Raw genomic sequence first — 20,201 nt, forward strand, 5'->3', positions numbered from 1 at the left:
GGAATAGCAGAAGGAATAGCGAAAGGAATAGTAGAAGGAAGAGCGGAAGGAATAGTAGAAGGAAGAGCGGAAGGAATAGTAGAAGGAATAGCAGAAGGAGAAGCAGGAATTATCATTAAAATGTACAATAAGGGCTTTACAGTAGAAGAGATAGCAGAAACAATAGATAAGGATGTGGAAGAAGTTAAGGAGATTATTGAGGCAAAAACCTTGTCATTGGTTTAGATTTAAGCTGTATTGGATGAAATTTCAGAATAAGCACATTTCAATCAATTTGTCAACTACGAATTATGTCATCTAAAATGACATTTTTCGTAGTTTTTAATTTAAAATATTTATTATATAATGATATGGATGTCACTTGTACCATAATAATAGCGACAAGAAATTTTCTAAAAACAGGAGGTAACAAAATGTATACTCAAAGCAGTAATGTAAAAATTTTTAGGGGGGGGGGGTACGGGCTGTAATAGCCTGCCTTATAGCCTTTTCAGTGATATTTACCCAGATAAGGGTGGAAGCCTTTGCTGATATAGTGGCGAGTGTAGAGTATTATGACAGGGATGAAAAAGAAATAAAAACAGTATCCGCAGAAGATGTGAGGGATACTATGACGGCTTTAGGAGAGGGCAGCTCTGATTTAAATCCTAAATGGTATGTGGTAAAAGAGGCTGTTACAATAAATGACAGAATTACGGTAACGGGAAATGTCCATCTGATTTTGGCGGATAAGGCGGCACTTACAGCAAAAAAAGGAATAGATGTATCTGCCGGAAATTCTTTAACTATATACGCACAGACCGATATGCTCACAGAAAATACAGGTAAAATAGCTGCCACAACAAGCGATTACAATGCAGGTATCGGAGGAAGTGAGGATAAAGATGGCGGCAGTATAAAGATAACGGGTGGCGAAGTAATTGCAAACTCTCGGTTCGGAGCGGGCATCGGCGCAGGTGATGGCGGAGCGACAGGAAGCTTTCGTACAGGAGCTGACGGCAAAGCCTTAATCAAAGCTAATAGTATTTCTGATACTTCAGATGAAGCTAACTGGAAAGGAATCATATTTAAAGGCACAAGCGGCAAGGTCTATGGCGAACAGGAATTATTGTATGATTTTAGTGTGGGTGGCGGAGACACCCTTGAAATTCCAAGCGGCAGTAAATTAACCATTCCGCAGGGGAAAACCCTTGAGCTGAATCATAGTGCGAAATTAGAAAACAACGGCACTTTAGAAAATAACGGCAAGATAAAGAAAAAAAAGGCAGTGAAATAAGCGGAAACGATATAACAGGAAGCGGAAAGCTTATGGATAAACACTATCCTACCCCTACCGCCGCCATAGACTATAGAGCGGAAAAACTTACAAATCTTGATGCCGCTATTTCGTACCTAATCCGATTTGATACCCACAAGGAAGATATAGACAAACCGACTGAGGGAAAAATCGACATAAAAGAGCAGTGGCTTTCTAAAACCTTATCTATAAAGGCAAAGGAAGATGACAGCTTTTTTGAAAGTGAAAATCAGAGTTTACCTATCCCTACCCGCCCTGTTATGACGGCAGTAAACGGAGCGGACGAAGCCAATTATGGGAAAAATGACGGTAAAATCACAGGCACTACAGATAATATGGAGTATACACTTTCTTCTTCAAACGATTGGAAGCCGTGTACGGAAAGTAAAACGGAGGGTATTGCACCGGGCAAATATTTAGTAAGAATAGCTCCAACAGAAAATAGCTTTGCAAGCGAAGCGGCAGAAGTTGAGATTAAGAAAATCCACCGTACCACTATAGCAAATATCGGCAATGGAATGGCGGAAGCTAATCCGGAGGAAGCCCTAAAGGGTACGGAAATTATGCTTACCCCTACCCCGGACAGAGGTAATTACTTTAAAGGCTGGCAAGCAGTATCTCCAAGAGATTTACAGATAAGTACAAATAATAAATTCACTATGCCTGAAAGCGATGTAGAAATTAAGGCGGTTTTTGAGAAAAAAACCACACTTGCATTTACGGTAAAGCTTGAGGACTGGACTTTTGGGGAAAATGCCAAAGAACCGACAGTAACAGGAAATACAGGTGGCGGAACACTAACCTACGAATATTTTACAGATGAAACCTGCACTGTTAAGACTACTAATGCTAACAGCGGTGCGGTAAGTGATGGCAAAGTACCTAAAAATGCAGGTAAATACTGGGTAAAGGCTGATATAGCAGAAACCGAAACCAAAAATGCTGCATCTGCCAAAGCAGGCTTTGAAATCAAAAAAGCTAATCAGGCAGCATTTAGCATTACAGATGTTTCAGGCAAAAAATATGACGATAATGATTTTAATTTGACAACAACAGGCGGAAGCGGAGAAGGAGCAGTAACTTTCACTGCACCTGCAAATAATGGTGTACTCTCCATAAACGGCTCTACTGCAAGAATTATAGGAGCAGGAGAGGTAACGGTTAAGGCTGTTAAGGCAGAAGATAAGAACTATAACGAAACAAGTGCAGAACTTAAAATAACGATAGCAAAAGCTGCTGCACCGGCTCTTACCTTCCCGGATGCAAGTAATCTGACCTACGGACAGAAATTATCCGAAAGCAATCTTACAGGCGGAAGCACAGAGTACGGCACTTTTGCTTGGAAAGACGGAAATATCATTCCTACGGTAAATAATACAGGCTATGAAGTAGTATTTACTCCAAGTGAAAAAACACTTAAAAACTATGAAGCAATTGCAGACATAGATAAGAAAAAGAATGTTACGGTTACAGTTTCAAAGGCAAATCCTACTATAAATCTTACAGCAAATATATCGGTAGAGTCGGGAAATAAAGTAGTTACACTTTTTGCAGAAATAACAGGAGCAAACGGTACTGTTAAACCGAGTGGAAATGTAAAATTTTCGTATAAAGACGGCGGAAGTTTTACAGTTCTTGATACAGTAGCATTGGAAGATGGGAAAGCTTCTTATAAATGGGAGAATGTAGAAGAAAAAGCGTACGAAATTAAAGCGGAGTATGAAAGAGATACTAATTACAACGCTGAAAGTGCTGTTAAAAACATAGATACAAGGAAGCAAAGTCAGGCTCCACTTTTGTTTGCATCAATTCCTGATAAGACTTACGGAGACAGCAAATTTATCTTATCTGTTACAGGCGGAAGTGGAAACGGAAAAATAACTTACAGCGTGCCTGCTAATAACGGAGTGCTTAAAATAGAAGGAAATAAGGCAACAATTATAGGAGCAGGAAAAGTTACTGTTACAGCTAAAAAGGAAGGGAACTCTACTTACAACGAAGCAGAAAGAAGTGTAACTGTTACCGTAAATAAGAGAAAAATAACCGTAAAAGCAGAAGATAAGCAGGTAGTAAAAGGCGAAAATAGACCGGAATTTACCTACAACAAGAAAGAAGTAGATAAAAGCCTTGCAAACGGAGATAACTTTAAGAATCCTGATTTTGCAGCAAGTGTAGCAGATACAAACTATACAGGCGAGTACGAGATAACAGTAAGTGGCGGTGAACTTAAAAATTCAAACAATGAAGATGTAGCAAACAACTACATGGTCACATACGAAAAAGGTGTACTGAAAATTGTAGATGCAGTCTATGAAGTAAATGTAGTTGACGGAACAGGAAGCGGCAAGTACAGCGAGGGACAGAAAGTTAATATAACGGCAAATGACAGGTCAGGTTATACATTTACAAACTGGACAGGCTCAGACGGAGTAGTTTTTGCAAATGCCTCATCAAAAACAACAAGCTTTACAATGCCTGCAAAGGCGGTTACAGTAAGAGCTAATTACAGTGCAAACGGTGGCGGTTACTCAGGTGGCTCATCAGGTGGAACAACATCAGGTGGAACAACATCAGGAGGAACAACATCAGGCGGAACAGCATCAGGAGGAACAACATCAGGCGGAACAGCATCAGGAGGAACAACATCAGGCGGAACAACATCAGGAGAATCATCATCAGACGGAACATCACCTAAAGAAGAAAATAAAGTTTCTAAAGATGATAAGAATGAAACGGCAGACTCCGATAAAATCTCCGTACCTGCAAAAGCGGAAATTAGCATAGAAGCAAAAAAAGGAAAAAATAAAACAGCAACTGCCAAAATTTCCGAAAAGGTAATAGAAAATGCTATTAAAAAGGCAAAAGAAGAAGTCCTGAAAAACGGTAAGAAAGCAGATAAAATAGCTCTTGAATTAAAGGTAGATATGCCAAAGGGTACTAATAAAGTAAAGGTAAATCTTACCGGAAATGCTTTAGAAAAAATTGTAAATGAAGAAGTTAGCAGCCTTACCATAGACAGTCCTATTTCAAAAACGGTGTTTGATAAAAAAGCCGTTTCCGAGATAAAGAAAAAGAGTAAGGGAGGTATTGTATTAAGTATCTCTCCTGTTAAAAAGCTTTCCAAACAGGCTAAAAAGCAGATAGGAAAAAGACCTGTCCTTGCCATAAGCCTAAGTTATTTAAAGGGAAAGAAAAAGATAACAAGCCTCGGAAAAGGAAAAATAACAGCTTTCATTCCTTACACACTTAATAAAAACGAAAAAGCGGACGGATTATATGCCGTATATGTTGATAAAAAAGGAAAAGTAAGGAAGATTAAAGGCTCGTATTATGACGGGGAAAACTCTGCCGTTGTATTTACGGCAGGCAGATTGGCTGACTTTGGTATAGGATATAAAAAAGAGTCAAAATAATGTAGCTTTTAAAAAATTCTGTATAGAGGGGTAAAATACAGAGGGAATTTTAGAATAATAGGATGAAACAGACGGTAAACATTGATTATTATATCATATGATTGCCGTCTGTTTTTATATAATGAAATATTTTTCTGAAAGTCTTAATGCTTAAAGGAGAACAATGACGAAAATTAATATAAAATTTCGTAAAATTTTCGAAAAGGGGAATGAGTACCTCAAAAAATAACGAAAAACCACTGGAAAAATATAAAAAAGTACGATTAACCTATTCAAAAACTAATAAAATTGTGGTAAAATGACAAGGAGTTTTAGAGGGGTATCGAAAATATTTATTAAATTTTCAGTATTTATTTGCGATTCTAGGGCAAATTATTACGAAAAATAACGAAACTTTTTTGCAAGGAGGTATTTATGTTGAAACAGGGAAAAAGGTATATGAGGAGTTTATCTTTAGTTTTAGTTTTCACACTCTTGGTGACACTTTTTCAAATACCATGGGTGGAGAAGGCAAAGGCGAATGGGAAATGGGGAAGCTGTGAACTAAATTATGAGCAAAATAAGGTAACTTTTAAGGTAAAAGCGGACGGCTATTCTCATGGTTTTGTTGCAGGAGATTTTAATAACTGGAAACCGCAGGAGCAAGGTGAAAAATATAAACTCACATGGAAAGAAGATGAAGATAGTGTATGGAAGATGATAACTTCCATTTCTATGGATGATCTGGGAAGACCTAAAACAAAAGAAGAGTATGAGCAGAATAAAAAATGTTCATATAAATTTGTAATATATAAAGATAATAATCCGGAATGGATGAACGGGGTTGGATATAACAAGGACAATGAAAATGACAGCTTTGAATGGCATGTAGCACCGGCTGTGACAGATGCGGATTTTACAATTAAAGCATCCGATACTGAGGTGACAAGTAATCATCCTGTTGAATTGGTTGCAGTAAAGATAGATGAGAAGAAGAACATTGAATTAATTGATGATTTAACTTGGGAACTTGAGGGAAATCCGAGCGGTGTTACCCTTTCAGAAAATCGTTTGGAAGTTTCAGATACTGTGCCGGTAGATACGAAGATTATAATAAAAGCATACAAAGCCGGTGAAACAAGTAAGGTAGGGAAAAAGGAAATTACTGTAAAGCAGGCAGGAAATGCGAATGAAGTTTCGGTGCATTTCTTAAAACAGGACGGAAATTATGACGGCTGGAATTATTGGGTATTCCCGATGGATCCGGACAAGCAGGTAAGTTTTCTTGAAAATAAGACAACGGATTTAGGAAAAGTTGCTTTTGTAGAAGCCGGAAAGAAAGTGATTGTAAGAAGAAAAGTAGGTGGAAATGATTGGGCGGAACAGACACCGGCTTATGAAATTCCGGCAGGAGTAAAAAATGTTTATTTAATTAAAGACGATGAGAAAGTCTATACTTCAATAAAGGAGGCATTTTCAGTTTCAGGTCCTAGGATTAAATCAGCAGTGATGGATTCGAAAGACGAAATAAGAGCTTATTTAACCGAAGCACCGGTAGATGGGGTTCAGTTTGAACTTTATTCCGATGGGGTAAAACAAGATGGTATTACTACAAGTGTAGAAGGAACAAAGGTGATTTTTAATACAGGCAATCTTGCAGCAACCTTTGATCCAAGGGCAGTATGGGAAGTAAAGGCAAATACAACATTTACAAAACCTCGTAAAGTGCTTTTAAGAAATGTACTTGACGGCTATACCTTTAGCGGAGATATGGGAGTAAGGTATGAGGGAGATAAGGTAAATTTCCGAGTATGGGCACCGACTGCTCACCAGGTAGAGCTTTTAACCTATGGAGATATTTCTACGGCAGAGGAAAGTCCAAGCGGAACTTATGCGATGATGCATGATAGTGCAAGTGGAACTTATCATATTACGGTAAATAAAACGGATGTGGATAAGAAGTATTATCTGTACCGCTTATCTTTTAAAGAAAGAGATGAAGATGCGGCAAGTTTTACAATTAAAGACAGGGTGACTTATGCTGTAGATCCTTATGCGATTGCAACAGGGTTGAATGGAAAAAAAGGTTATGTTGTCGATATTAATTCTTCAGAATTACAACCGGATAATTGGGAAAATGAGGTTAGACCGGAGTTGAAAAATCCGGAAGATTCCATTTTATATGAGATGCATGTAAGAGATTTTACGATACATGACAGTTGGAACGGAAACGCTGCATACAAAGGTAAATTCCTTGGAGTAGCACAAAGTGGAACAAGGTACACAGGAAACGGGGTGGAGGTTAAAACGGGCTTAGACCATTTGGAAGAACTCGGAGTGACCCATGTTCACCTTCTTCCGGTTTATGATATTGCCTCTATTGAAGAGGACGGAAATCATACCTTTGATGCAAAGAAGTCAAACGGTAAAGATTTTAACAGAAACTGGGGGTATGATCCACAGAATTATAATGCTTTGGAGGGCAGTTATTCTACAAATCCAAATGATCCTACTCTTGTAATTAAAGAGTTCAGAACTATGGTACAGGCACTTCATAAAAAGAATATCAGAGTGGTACTTGACAAGGTTTATAACCATATGTATTCTACTGCAAATATGGATAAAATCGTGCCGAACTATTACTTTAGAAGTAATGAAGAAGGAAAGTTTACGGACGGTTCCGGCTGTGGAAATGAGGTAGCTACGGAAAGACCTATGGTTCGTAAGTTTGTTGTGGACTCAAATCTGATGTGGGTAAATAATTATAAGGTGGATGGACTTCGTTTTGACCTTATGGCACTCATCGACCACACTACAATGCATCAGGTACAGGAGAAGGCAAGGCAGATTGATCCTTCGATTATTGTATATGGTGAGCCTTGGAAAGCAGCAGATTCGCCGCTTCCGGAAGGAGAGCAGACAAAGAAAAACAGGACGGGAATTGCAGCCTTTAATGATACTTACAGAGATGCATTGAGAGGAAATAATGATCCTGGCAGGGGCTTTGTTCATGGTGCAATAAACGGAGATAATTCAGGTAAGGTACAGGAGGGCTTGAAAGGATCTATTAATGGAACGGTAAGTGATCCCGGCTTGATTATTAACTATGTTGAGGCACATGATAATTATGCTATTTGGGATCAGATAGAGAAGGCGGACTTAAATGTTGCGGATAAGGGATATAGAAAAGATCTCGATGGGAAATCGTTAGCAGCGGATCCGTTGGCAGACTGGAGAGTTAAGAAAACCCTTCTTGCAAGCGGCTTTGTGCTTACTTCACAGGGAATTCCGTTTTTTCAAGGTGGTTCTGAAATTCTTAGAACAAAGCAGGGAGATCATAACAGTTATAAGAGTGATGATACTACAAATGCCATTTACTGGTCGGATAAGGCAAAATTTAAACCGGTATTTGAGTTTTACAAAGGGCTGATTAAGCTAAGGAAAGAACATCCGGCATTCAGAATGACTTCTGCTGAAGAGATTCGAGGTCACCAGCAGGTAGACAAACTGATGAGTCAAGATGGTTTGATTTACAATCATTTAAAGAATAATGCAGGTGGAGATAAGTGGCAGAATATTGTTGTAATTTATAACGGATCTACGGAAGATAAAAACATCACTTGGCTGCCTAAGGTACCGGGGAATAAATGGAAGGTTGTTCTTGATGATAAAGGTTTACATGAGGCAAACTTTAGAGAGGTGAGCCAAAAAGATGAGTATGGTAACTTGGAAAGTGCCTTAAATCTTCCTTCCAGCAGCTTTATGATTCTCTTTGATGAAGAAGCAAAGGCTGATGATATAAAATGGGATGATTTGTTTGCAGATCAGAGTACAGATTATATGGAACCGCTTGAGCCAAGCTCGACAGAGCCTGTGAAGGTAAGATTCAGAGCAGCAAAGGATGAAATTAAGTCTGCAAATGTGCATTATTATGATGAGGCGGATAAGCAGACAAAAACAGTTGTAATGACAAAAATTGCAGATAGTAATTTTTATACTTCAAGAAATTATGATAATTCTAAAATTGAGTTCTGGGAAGGAGTAATTCCTGCAAGTTCAAGTACGAAATATTATAATTTTGAGGTAATTAATGGAACGAAAAGTGCCTGGATAAGTGGCGGAGCAGGAGAGAATAACAGGGGAATTACAAATAATAAGCCGACTTTACAAGGCGGCGGCATAGACCACGGTTTCTCCATTGTGCCTGACTTTAAGACTCCGAACTGGGCGAAAGAGTCCGTATTCTATCAGATTATGGTAGACCGTTTTAGGGATGGTGACAGTAAGAATAACCGTGTGTCAAAAGATGTTTCGCAGTTTGGCAATCCATCGGAAATTTCCTCTTGGGGAAGCGAAGTGTTTAACGGTGAGGAAAGTGATAAGATTTGGAATAATCAGTTCTTCGGAGGAGATTTAATAGGTGTGAGGGAGGCAATTCCATATTTTAAGTATCTCGGTGTGGATTCTCTTTATCTAATGCCTATTTTCCAATCCGGAAGTGACCATAAATATGATGCGGACGATTATGACCATGTGGACAAGAATTTCGGTGGAAATAATGCCCTTGCAGACCTTAGTAAAGATGCTAAAGCAAATGATATCAACCTTGTACTGGATGGAGTTTTCAACCATACAAGTACTGAGGGTGAACTGTTTAAGAAACATAAAGAAAACTACTATTTTTATGAGAAGAATGGCTATAAAGATAGTGATGGAAAGGCAATTGACTTCTATGCCTGGCATGGATACTCAAATCTTGCAAAGCTTAATTACAGTAAAGAAGAGGTGAAAAATCTCATTTATAAGGGAAATGATGCGATTGCAAAGCGTTATTTGAAAGCTCCTTATAATATTGCAGGCTGGAGACTTGATGCGGCGGAGGATGTTAATACAAGACCTAGAGATTATAAGTATAATTTATTATTGGATTATAAAGCTAATCAGAATGATGAAGAACAGAGGAAGGCAAACCTTGATATTTGGAAAGGGTTTAGAGAAGAAGTAAGAAAAACGAAGAACGATGCTTATATCTTAGGTGAATTTTGGGAAAATGATAACCGTTGGTATTATGGCAAGGCTTGGGATTCGAAGATGAATTATGGCGGATTTTTAATGCCGTTTCTTCATAATAGCAGCAAAAATAAATATTTAGGTGACCAGAGTCTTGATAACAAGGGTGGAATGAGCGTTGCCGATATTGGTAAGTTCACAAGAAACTATGTGAAAAATTTCCCATATCAGACTGTTTTAAGCGGAACAAACTCTCTTTCAACACATGATCAGGCGAGGATTGCAAACAGGGAATTTGTGGGAGCAAATAATGATGCTATGATGGAAATTGCAACAGCCCTCCAGATGACTTATCCGGGAGTACCTATGGTTTATTATGGAGATGAAATCGGTACAATAGGTAAGAGAGATAAGGATCCTCATAATAGGGGAACTTTCAACTGGGATGTAAATACCTGGAGTTCTGCCGGAAAAGAAATGTTCAGGGATCACAAAACTCTTATTGCAACCAGAAAAGCGAATAAGGATGCCTTTGTTTACGGAGCTTTCGAGGAAATTCAGTCCCATAAGGATAATCAGTATATTGCTTATGCCCGTTATGGAAAAGGAAATAGAGCCGTTGTTGTGTTAAACAACAGTAACAAGGGAGGAAGTAAGAGTATTGAACTTGCAAAACTCTATCGTTACGGTTTTAAGAATGGCGATGTTTTAAAGGATGTTCTTACAGGAAATACCGTTACCGTTCAAAATGATAAAGTGAATATTACTTCGAAGGACATGACTGCTTCGGTTTGGGTACTTAGTGATAAAGCACCGGAAAGAAGCGAGGGAGTAAGCTTCACCCTTACAGACCTTTCAGATACGAGAACGGAAGTGGGAGAAGTGGAAAGTCCTGTCTATGAAGAAAAAAACGGAGTGGTAACCTTAACATGGAAGAATGCTTTAAAGGCAGGAGCAAAGGAGATTTCTGTAAGACTATATGATGGAAATAAGGTTCTTGCCGAGAAGATTGTACCAATAACTGAAACAACAGCGAGTTTCAATAAGAAGGATTTAAATATTACTAAGCCGTTTACCGTCTTTGTGAGAGTAATAGCAAATCGAGATGACTTATTAAATGATGTTTATTTAGATGGAAGTTATAAAGAAGCAAAAAATAAAAATTCAGAAAACAATTCGTCTAACGGAGGAAATGGCTCAAATAATTCCGGCAGTAATCCGTCTAATGGAGGAAATGGCTCAAATAATTCCGGCAGCAATCCGTCTAATGGAGGAAATGGCTCAAATAATTCCGACAGCAATCCGTCTTATGGCAGGAATGAGACAAAAAATTTCGGCAGCAATTCATCTTCCGGAGGTGGTAACGGAGCATCTGATTCCTCGAGAAATGAGCAAAATAAGTCTGAAATAAATAAGACAAAGCTTGATAATGCAAAAACTTCCCCTTCTGAAGATACGACTACAGTTGTAGAAAAAACAAAGAAAATTGCTGAGATTATTGTGGATTCTTCAAAGAAGGAGAAGGCGAAAGTTTCCGAAAAGAAGATTGAAGAGCTTTTGAAAGAAGAAGATGCAAGGCTTAAAATTAAGGTTCAAAAGGTTGAAGTTTCCGTAAATAAAGATTCGTTAGTTTCAATTTTTAAAGAAACTGTAAAACCGCTCATTGTGTCAGTAAAAGTAGACAGTGTAAAAGAAAAAACTTCTAAGGATTTAAAGAAAAATCTGAAGAAAACCACTTTACTAAGTAATAAGGTTTTTAAAATCAGTGTAAAAACAGGCAAAACCAGTCTTGATAAACTGTTCAAAAATGATGACAAAATAGATATTTCCTTATCTGTTAAGCTGAAAAAACCTTCAAAAAACATTTATGTGATGGATGTAAAGAGTGGAGATATAATAAAGGCAAAATATGATAAAAAGGAAAAGAAACTAAAGTTTAAGACTTCTAAGTTGGGAAAATTTGTGATTGTCGGAAAACTGACACACAGGAAAAAAGAAGATAAAAAGACTTTACAACCGTAACTATTGTAATTTCAAAGCCTCTATGATATAATGATATACTGTCATAGCATATATTTAGCTATAATTTAAGGAGGATATAATAAAACATGAGTGTACAGATTGAGAACTTAGAACAGAAAAATATGGTAAAGCTTACCATTGAAAGAGAAGCAAAAGAATTAGATGCAGCAATTAACAAGGTATATCATAAGCAGAAGAACAGAATTGCTGTTCCTGGATTCCGTAAGGGAAAAGCACCTCTTGCTATGATTGAAAAAATGTATGGTGCGGAAGTATTTTTTGAAGATGCAGCTAATGAAATTATCGGTGCAGCTTATGAGGATGCAGCTAATGAAAGCGGTTTAGAGATAGTTTCACAGCCGGAAATAGAAGTAACACAGATTGAAAAAGGTAAACCTTTTATATTTACAGCAACAGTTGCAACTAAGCCTGAGGTTGAGCTTGGAGAATATAAGGGAGTTCAGGTTCCTAAGGCTGATACGGAAGTTTCAGAAGAGGAACTTAATAATGAAATTGATATTGACAGAAATAAAAATGCCAGAACCATCAAAGTTGAAGATGGTGCTGCAGTAAATGGTGATGAGACCGTTATTGATTTTGACGGCTATGTGGATGGTGAGCAGTTTGAGGGCGGAAAGAGTGAGAATTATCCTCTTACACTTGGTTCACATGCTTTTATTGAAGGCTTTGAAGATCAGATTGTCGGACATAAAGTTAATGATGAGTTTGATGTAAATGTTACTTTCCCTGAAGAGTATCATGCAAAGGCTCTTGCAGGAAAACCGGCTGTATTCAAGGTAGCCCTTAAGGAGATTAAGCGTAAGGAACTTCCTGAGTTAGATGATGATTTTGTACAGGATGTAAGTGAATATAATACAGTAGCTGAGTATAAAGAGGCTCTTACAAAGAGAGTTTCTGAGCGTAAAGCTAATACAGCTAAGAGTGCAAAAGAAGAAGCTGCCATTGATAAAGTAATTGAGTCAGCTAAAATGGATATTCCTGAAGCTATGATAGAGTCACAGACTCGCCAGATGGCACAGGACTTTGCTAACAGAATCCGTCAGCAGGGACTTAGCCCTGAGCAGTATTTCCAGTTTACAGGAATGAGTCCTGACACATTTATGGAGAATCTCAGACCACAGGCTCTTAAGAGAATTCAGAGCAGACTTGTGCTTGAAGCGGTTGTTAAGGCTGAGAATATTGAGGCTTCTGAGGAAGACTTTAACAAAGAACTTGAGGAAATGTCAAAGGCTTACAATATTGAAATAGAGAAACTTAAAGAGTCTATCGGAGAAGAAGAGAAGAAGAGCATGATGACTGATCTTGCAGTATCTAAGGCAGTTGATTTCATCAGAGATGCAGCAGTAGAATCTGAAGAGAATGAAGCTCCAAAGAAGGCTGCAAGAAAGCCAAGAAAGAAGAAAGAAGAGACAACTGAAGAATAAATAGTATTGGAGGTAAGGTATGAGTTTAACTCCTTATGTCATTGAACAGACTAGCCAAGGAGAAAGGCAGTATGATATCTATTCCAGACTTCTGAAAGACAGGATTATATTTTTGGGTGAAGAAGTAACGGATTATTCTGCTAATATTGTAATAGCACAGCTACTTTTCCTTGAAGCAGAAGATCCGTCTAAGGATATTCATCTCTATATAAATAGTCCCGGTGGCTCTGTTACAGCGGGGATGGCAATTTATGATACTATGAATTATATTAAATGTGATGTTTCAACTATTTGTATGGGGCTTGCAGCAAGTATGGGAGCTTTCCTTCTTGCAGGTGGTGCGAAGGGAAAGAGGTTTGCACTCCCTAATTCAGAAATTATGATTCATCAACCTTCAGGCGGTGCAAGAGGACAGGCTTCGGATATTAAGATTGTTGCAGATAATATTATTAAGACACGCCACAAGTTAAATGAAATGCTTGCAGCTAATACAGGAAAGCCGATAGAAGAGATTGAAAGAGATACAGAGCGTGATAATTTTATGACAGCAGAAGAGGCTAAGGCTTATGGTATTATTGATGAAATAGTTAGCAAGAGAGCATAGAATCGAGGGATTATAGATGGCAAAGAGTAATGAACAGGGCAAATTAAAGTGCTCTTTTTGTGGAAAACCGCAGGATCAGGTTAGAAAACTTATTGCGGGACAGGGAGTTTATATCTGTGATGAATGCATTAGCCTTTGTTCAGAAATTATTGAAGAAGAATTTGAAATGGATGAGGATGCTGCAGGATTTAACCTCTATAAGCCTGAACAGATTAAAGATTTTTTGGATCAGTATGTAATAGGACAGGATGATGCCAAAAAAGCTCTTGCCGTAGCAGTTTATAATCATTATAAAAGAGTTTCTATGGGAAAGAGTTTGGATGTTGAACTTCAGAAGAGCAATATAGTAATGGTGGGACCTACAGGTTCGGGCAAGACTTATCTTGCCCAAACCTTGGCGAAGCTGTTAAATGTGCCTTTTGCTATTGCTGATGCAACAACTCTTACAGAAGCAGGTTATGTGGGTGAGGATGTTGAAAATGTACTTTTGAAGCTTATCCAGTCTGCAGAATATGATATTGATAGGGCAGAACATGGCATAATTTATATTGATGAAATAGATAAGATTACAAGAAAGTCTGAAAATACTTCCATTACAAGAGATGTATCGGGAGAGGGCGTGCAGCAGGCTCTGCTTAAGATGCTTGAAGGCACGGTAGCTTCAGTACCACCTCAAGGTGGAAGAAAGCATCCGCATCAGGAGTTTTTGCAGATAGATACTAAGGATATTTTGTTTATCTGTGGAGGAGCTTTTGATGGAATTGAAAAAATAATTGAATCCAGAATTGATAGAAAATCAATAGGTTTTGGTGGAGAGGTTGAGGATAAGTCTAAAAAGAATATTTCTGAAATACTTAAACAGATAGCTCCACAGGATTTTGTGAAATTCGGAATGATACCTGAGTTCATAGGCAGAGTACCTATAGTAGTTGCACTTGATTTGCTTGATGAAGATGCACTTATGCGAATAGTTACTGAACCCAAAAATGCTATGATTAAGCAGTATAAGAAGCTTCTTGAGTTTGATGGTGTAGAACTTGTATTCGAAGAAGATGCGATAAGAGAGGTAGCAAAGCAGTCTGCTGAAAGGAAAACAGGTGCAAGAGGTCTTAGAGCTATAATGGAGAAGACTATGCTTGATACTATGTTTACCATTCCATCTGAGGAAAAGGCAGTTAAATGTATTGTTACTGCGGCAGCTGTAAAGGGTGAAGAGAAACCGCAGGTTATTTATTCTGAGGATAAACCTCCTAGAAAAGGAATAAGTTTTAAGAAAAAAACAAGTAATAAAGGCGAAATAGCATAATGGAACAGATGTCTTTTTTTGACACAGGCCGTAATGTAACTCCTTTGGCTGACAGGTTAAGGCCGGAGGAGTTTTCTGCATTTGCGGGTCAGGAACATTTAATAGGCGAAGGTAAACTATTAAGAAGGCTAATAGAAAACGATAATATATCGTCTATGATATTTTGGGGACCGCCTGGAGTAGGAAAAACTACTCTGGCAGGTATAATTGCAGCTAAAACGCATTCGGAATTTATTAATTTCAGTGCTGTTACCAGTGGAATTAAGGAAATTAAAGAGGTAATGGCTAAGGCTGAAGAAACCAGAAGGCTTGGGATGAGGACAGTCTTATTTGTAGATGAGATTCACCGCTTTAATAAGGCTCAGCAGGATGCCTTCCTTCCTTTTGTTGAAAGAGGAAGTATTATCCTAATCGGGGCAACAACTGAAAATCCTTCTTTTGAGATTAATGCGGCGTTGCTGTCAAGATGTAAGGTGTTTGTGCTAAAACAGCTTACTTCGGAAGATATTGCCAAACTTTTAACAAGGGCATTGAAGGATAAAAAAGGCTTTGGAATGCTGAATGTAGAAATAGCTGATGACTTGGTACATGCTATAGCTTTATTTTCAAACGGAGATGCGAGAACTGCACTCAATACCCTTGAAATGGCTATAAACAATGGGGAATTTACCAAAGAAAAAACTGTAGTTACAAAGGAAATAGTTGAACAGTGTACCGGTAAGAAAGCCTTGCTCTATGATAAAAATGGTGAAGAGCATTATAATTTGATTTCAGCCTTGCATAAATCTATGAGAAATTCCGACCCTGATGCGGCTATATACTGGCTGGTTAGGATGCTTGAGGCGGGAGAAGAGCCTCTTTACATAGCAAGGAGAGTCATAAGGTTTGCAAGTGAAGATGTAGGGCTTGCGGATATTCAGGCTTTACCTCTGGCTGTAGCCGCATATCAGGCCTGCCATTATATTGGAATGCCGGAGTGCAGTGTAAATTTGATGGAAGCTGTCACCTATATGGCATTAGCTCCTAAATCAAATGCGATGGAAGCGGGATATTTTAAGGCTAGGGATGATGTGGCAAATACATTTTCAGCACCTGTACCACTTCATATACGAAATGCTCCGACAAAACTTATGGCTGAACTTGACTATGGTAAAGGCTATCAATATGCACATAATTATGAAGAAAAGATAACTAAGATGAAATGCCTTCCTGAAGTACTTGCAGATAGGCATTATTATGAGCCATGTGGCATGGGGATGGAAAAAGAATTTAAGGCAAGACTTGAAGAAATTAGAAAATATAGGGAGGACTGAGATGATTTACTTAGATAATGCAGCGACAACAAGGGTGAAGCCTCAAGAGGTGGTAGAGGCTGTAACAAATGCTCTTACAACACTTGGTAATGCTGAAAGAGGTACACATTCAGCTTCACTCGGGGCTTCCAGAACAGTTTTTTCTACAAGGATGAAGCTGGCTAAGTTCTTTAATGCAGAAGGTCCGTCAAATATAGTATTTACTATGAATGCTACCGAGAGCTTAAATATAGTTATAAAGGGTATACTAAAAAAAGGAGATGCAGTAATTTCAACCTGCCTTGAGCATAATTCAGTCCTTCGTCCTCTCTATCAGATGCGTGATGACGGTGTGGAACTTTCGTTTGTTGGAGCTGATGAACTTGGAAGACCTTGCTATAAAGAATTTGAAAGTCTTATAAAGTCCAATACAAAGGCTATAATTACAACGGCAGGATCTAATCTTACAGGGAATCTTGTCGATATAAAAAAAGTTGGTGAAATTGCAAAAAAACATGGACTTCTTTTTATTGTAGATGCATCACAGACAGCAGGAGTATTTAAGACAGATGTACAGGATCTTAATATAGACATCCTTTGCTTTACGGGACACAAAGGACTTTTGGGACCTCAGGGAACAGGCGGTATCTATGTAAGGACAGGAGTGGATGTTAGACCCTATCTTTCAGGAGGCACAGGAGTTCAAACATATAATGAACATCAGCCGTTAGAAATGCCTACAAGGCTTGAAGCAGGTACTCTTAACGGACATGGTATAGCCGGACTTGATGCGGCAATTGATTATATAAATAAGTTTGGAATGCAGAAAATTCATGATAGGGAGATAGCTCTTATGTGGAGATTTTATAATGGAGTAAAGCACATTAAGGGAATCAAAATATATGGAGATTTTGAGGCAAAAGACCGTTGCCCGATAGTTTCACTAAATCTTTCCGATTATGAATCCGGAGCTGTAAGTGATGAACTTTTTGAAAGATTTGAGATAGCTGTAAGGTCGGGTGGACATTGTGCACCTCTTATGCATAAAGCACTTGGAACAGTGGATCAGGGGGCCGTAAGATTCAGTTTTTCACATTTTAATACTGAAGAAGAGATTGACGAGGCGATTAATGCAGTGAAGATACTGGCTGAGGAATAAGAGGTATTTGATAGAAAATTACTATAATAAAGCTATTTTATAGTAATAGTCTATTAGACTAATCTCTTTGAAAATGATAGACTTTATATAGATAAAAAATGTATGGAGGCAGTTATGGAGAAGAAATTGGATTGTAGGGGAATGGCTTGCCCATTGCCTGTAGTAACAGCAAAAAAAGCCATTGAAGAATTTACAGAGGAAGGCATTGTTGAAGTAATAGTTGATAATGAGACGGCAGTTCAGAACCTGCTAAAACTTGCAGCAAAAAGTAATTTTAATGCTGCAAGCGAGAAAAAGTCGGAGGAAGAGTTTGTAGTTAGGATTGAAGTTAAGACTGAAACTAATGAGGTAAAGAATGACAGTGAAAAGAAGTCGGGTCCTACTACAATAGTTATTTCCGGTTCTACAATGGGAAGTGGAGATGATGAACTTGGTAAAAATTTGATGAAAGCATATATTTTTGCTCTTACAAATGTAACTCCTGTTCCTGACAATATAATATTTTATAATGGTGGTGCATATCTTACAGTGGAAGGCTCAGCCTCTTTGGAAGACCTAAAGAACCTTGAGAAAGCAGGAGTGAATATAATGACTTGCGGCACCTGTCTTAATTTCTATGGAATAGCAGACAAGCTCAGTGTGGGGCAGGTATCAAATATGTATGATATTGCTCAGACTATGGCTGATTCAGGCAGTATTATTCGTCCTTAAGAGGTATTGATGAGAGCGAAAGAACCTAAGATAGTAGTTACATTTAGCAATACAACAGATGCAATGAAGATGGAAGCGGTGTGTGGAGAATATGAAGTTGGGGGAAGGATGATTCCGGTGCCAAAAGTAATCTCCGCAGGCTGTGGACTTGCCTGGTGTTCTGCTCCTGAGAATGAGAATAGAATTAGAGAGGTTCTTGAATTGGTGGGACTTAAGGAACAGGCTATACATTATTGCCTAATATAATTGACAGAAGATGAAAAAAGATATATAATACTCATGTTGTCCTTTGGGGGCGGTTAGGTAACTGGTGTGCCTCCTGGTCTTCAAAACCAGTGTAGGGCGCGTTTGCGTCCCGGGTGAGTTCGATTCTCACACGCCTTCGCCAGAATATATCGGAGAATATCCGTTTTAGGATGCTGCCAAGTGCAGCATCCTTTTTTACAGTTAGTTGGAAAATTAATACAGAAATTTTTTACAATAAGAAATATTTGATTTATGTGCAGTGTATAACAAAATGTGTAAGCAAAGACTATTTAAGGAGAAGTATGAAAATTTTAAGTATTATAGCTCAGAAGCCGATGTCAACAGGAAGTGGAATTTATCTTACGGAATTAGTTAGGGTACTTGCTGAAGAGGGGCATATTCAGGGAGTTGTGGCAGGAGTGTATAAAGAAGATAGTATAAACTTGCCTGAAGAAGCTAAGTTTTATCCGGTATATTTTCGTTCTGAAGGACTGCCTTTTAATATTTTCGGTATGTCTGATGAAATGCCGTATGAGAGTACGAGATATTGTGATATGATGGAGGATATGGAAGAAAAATTCAAGAGAGAATTTTTAACGGTTATTGACAGGGCGGTAAATGAAATTAAGCCGGATATTATACTCTGTCATCATCTGTACTTACTTACAAGCATTGTAAGAGAGAGATTTCCTGAACTTAAGGTGTATGGTTTCTGTCATAATACAGATTTAAGGCAGATGGGAAAACATGATTTAGAACGAGAATTTATTATAAATAATATCAGAAAATTAGATAGAATCTTTGCTCCACAGGAAGCTCAGGCAAAAGAAGTTGTAAGAACATACGGAGTAGAATCTGATAAAATTACACTTGTTGGAATCGGATATAATCAGAATATTTTTAATATTGATGGAAGAAGAGAGGGCAGCAGTGTAAAACGCCTGCTTTTTACCGGGAAAATAGCAGAGAAAAAGGGAGTAATGAGCCTGATAAGAAGCCTTGAAGCCTTAGAATATCCTAAAGATGAGTTGGAGCTTACTCTGGTCGGCGGAGCAGGAAATATAGAAGAATATGAAATTATTAAGGACATGGCAGAAAAATGCAAATATAAGATAAATTTTACAGGAAGGCTTAATCCTTATGAAGTTGCTGAAAAATATAGAGAAAATGATATTTTTGTACTGCCTTCATTTTTTGATGCCATCCCACTTGTAGTTATAGAGGCGTTAGCTTGTGGAATGAAGGTGGTAGTAACTGAACTTCCGGGAGTGAGAGATTTTTTTACTAAAAATGTATCTAATGCCAATATAAGATATGTAAAGTTACCTACATTAAAAAACATGGATGAACCTGTTAAAGAGGAACTGCCTGATTTTGAAGAGCGATTAGCAGGAACTATTTCGGAAGCCATGGAAGATGGTTCTGAGGCTGATGCCGCAAGTGTGTTAAATCTTTCTTGGGAGAATATTTTGAAGAAAGTTCTAGAGTAAAAATAAAAAAAGCAGGTTCCCAGATGCCTGCTTTTTATTATTCACATATGATGGTATTGTGTGAACCAGAGATGATATTATAATACATTATAATATGGTATTTGTAAAATTGTTTAATCATATAGCTAATGTTTATTTATAGATAAAATCTATGAAAGTATTATATGTTTTTTTTCGATATTTGATTATATTATCATTTTATTATATACTGTCATAAGAGTATTGAA

At 37.9% G+C, this 20,201-nt stretch carries 11 protein-coding genes, 1 tRNA gene and 1 pseudogene; all 13 read left to right on the forward strand.

The genetic code is table 11. The features are described from left to right. Positions 1–225 (forward strand): annotated as a pseudogene (locus tag ACTTKP_RS00005) (hypothetical protein); the annotation flags it as partial. 268 nt (positions 226–493) lie between these two features. Beyond that, the gene (locus tag ACTTKP_RS00010; protein ID WP_442551853.1) at positions 494–1,276 is read left to right on the forward strand and encodes a hypothetical protein; all 783 of its coding nucleotides are present in this window, start codon (positions 494–496) and stop codon (positions 1,274–1,276) included. Between the two features lie 32 nt (positions 1,277–1,308). Next, a complete protein-coding gene (locus ACTTKP_RS00015) occupies positions 1,309–4,710 on the forward strand; it encodes an InlB B-repeat-containing protein (protein WP_442551854.1) in 3,402 nt (1,133 codons plus the stop codon). A gap of 414 nt (positions 4,711–5,124) precedes the next feature. After that, the gene (gene pulA, locus ACTTKP_RS00020) at positions 5,125–11,721 is read left to right on the forward strand and encodes a type I pullulanase (RefSeq protein WP_442551855.1); all 6,597 of its coding nucleotides are present in this window, start codon (positions 5,125–5,127) and stop codon (positions 11,719–11,721) included. An 86-nt stretch (positions 11,722–11,807) separates the two neighbouring features. Then, positions 11,808–13,166: a trigger factor gene (tig, locus tag ACTTKP_RS00025; protein ID WP_442551856.1), complete on the forward strand. Its 1,359-nt coding sequence runs from the start codon at positions 11,808–11,810 to the stop codon at positions 13,164–13,166. A gap of 19 nt (positions 13,167–13,185) precedes the next feature. Further along, on the forward strand, positions 13,186–13,770 hold the full coding sequence (gene clpP / locus ACTTKP_RS00030; protein ID WP_442551857.1) for an ATP-dependent Clp endopeptidase proteolytic subunit ClpP: 585 nt from the start codon (positions 13,186–13,188) through the stop codon (positions 13,768–13,770). Positions 13,771–13,786: 16 nt separating this feature from the next. Then, positions 13,787–15,076 carry an ATP-dependent Clp protease ATP-binding subunit ClpX gene (gene clpX / locus ACTTKP_RS00035; protein WP_442551858.1) on the forward strand — a complete coding sequence of 430 codons (1,290 nt, stop codon included), beginning with the start codon at positions 13,787–13,789 and terminating at the stop codon, positions 15,074–15,076. Next, a complete protein-coding gene (locus tag ACTTKP_RS00040; protein WP_442551859.1) occupies positions 15,076–16,389 on the forward strand; it encodes a replication-associated recombination protein A in 1,314 nt (437 codons plus the stop codon). Before clpX ends, ACTTKP_RS00040 begins: the two co-directional genes overlap by 1 nt. A 1-nt stretch (position 16,390) precedes the next feature. Further along, positions 16,391–17,527 carry an aminotransferase class V-fold PLP-dependent enzyme gene (locus ACTTKP_RS00045; RefSeq protein WP_442551860.1) on the forward strand — a complete coding sequence of 379 codons (1,137 nt, stop codon included), beginning with the start codon at positions 16,391–16,393 and terminating at the stop codon, positions 17,525–17,527. Between the two features lie 114 nt (positions 17,528–17,641). Continuing rightward, positions 17,642–18,238 carry a sulfurtransferase-like selenium metabolism protein YedF gene (gene yedF / locus ACTTKP_RS00050; RefSeq protein WP_442551861.1) on the forward strand — a complete coding sequence of 199 codons (597 nt, stop codon included), beginning with the start codon at positions 17,642–17,644 and terminating at the stop codon, positions 18,236–18,238. A 9-nt stretch (positions 18,239–18,247) separates the two neighbouring features. Then, the gene (locus ACTTKP_RS00055; protein WP_442551862.1) at positions 18,248–18,484 is read left to right on the forward strand and encodes a DUF3343 domain-containing protein; all 237 of its coding nucleotides are present in this window, start codon (positions 18,248–18,250) and stop codon (positions 18,482–18,484) included. Between the two features lie 45 nt (positions 18,485–18,529). Then, positions 18,530–18,626, forward strand: a tRNA-Sec gene (locus ACTTKP_RS00060). A 160-nt stretch (positions 18,627–18,786) separates the two neighbouring features. Further along, entirely contained in the window at positions 18,787–19,974 is a 1,188-nt protein-coding gene (locus tag ACTTKP_RS00065) for a glycosyltransferase family 4 protein (RefSeq protein ID WP_442551863.1), read from the forward strand. Positions 19,975–20,201 lie beyond the last annotated feature (227 nt).

It is taken from the genome of Catonella sp. (assembly GCF_052169795.1).
Taxonomy (GTDB): domain Bacteria; phylum Bacillota; class Clostridia; order Lachnospirales; family Lachnospiraceae; genus Catonella.

Bases quoted from the DNA above. Each gene is read 5' to 3' on its own strand.
- pulA (WP_442551855.1), top strand. From the start codon at position 5,125: ATGTTGAAACAGGGAAAAAGGTATATGAGGAGTTTATCTTTAGTTTTA.
- clpP (WP_442551857.1), top strand. From the start codon at position 13,186: ATGAGTTTAACTCCTTATGTCATTGAACAGACTAGCCAAGGAGAAAGG.
- ACTTKP_RS00015 (WP_442551854.1), top strand. From the start codon at position 1,309: ATGGATAAACACTATCCTACCCCTACCGCCGCCATAGACTATAGAGCG.
- ACTTKP_RS00055 (WP_442551862.1), top strand. From the start codon at position 18,248: ATGAGAGCGAAAGAACCTAAGATAGTAGTTACATTTAGCAATACAACA.
- ACTTKP_RS00040 (WP_442551859.1), top strand. From the start codon at position 15,076: ATGGAACAGATGTCTTTTTTTGACACAGGCCGTAATGTAACTCCTTTG.
- ACTTKP_RS00045 (WP_442551860.1), top strand. From the start codon at position 16,391: ATGATTTACTTAGATAATGCAGCGACAACAAGGGTGAAGCCTCAAGAG.
- ACTTKP_RS00065 (WP_442551863.1), top strand. From the start codon at position 18,787: ATGAAAATTTTAAGTATTATAGCTCAGAAGCCGATGTCAACAGGAAGT.
- yedF (WP_442551861.1), top strand. From the start codon at position 17,642: ATGGAGAAGAAATTGGATTGTAGGGGAATGGCTTGCCCATTGCCTGTA.
- tig (WP_442551856.1), top strand. From the start codon at position 11,808: ATGAGTGTACAGATTGAGAACTTAGAACAGAAAAATATGGTAAAGCTT.
- clpX (WP_442551858.1), top strand. From the start codon at position 13,787: ATGGCAAAGAGTAATGAACAGGGCAAATTAAAGTGCTCTTTTTGTGGA.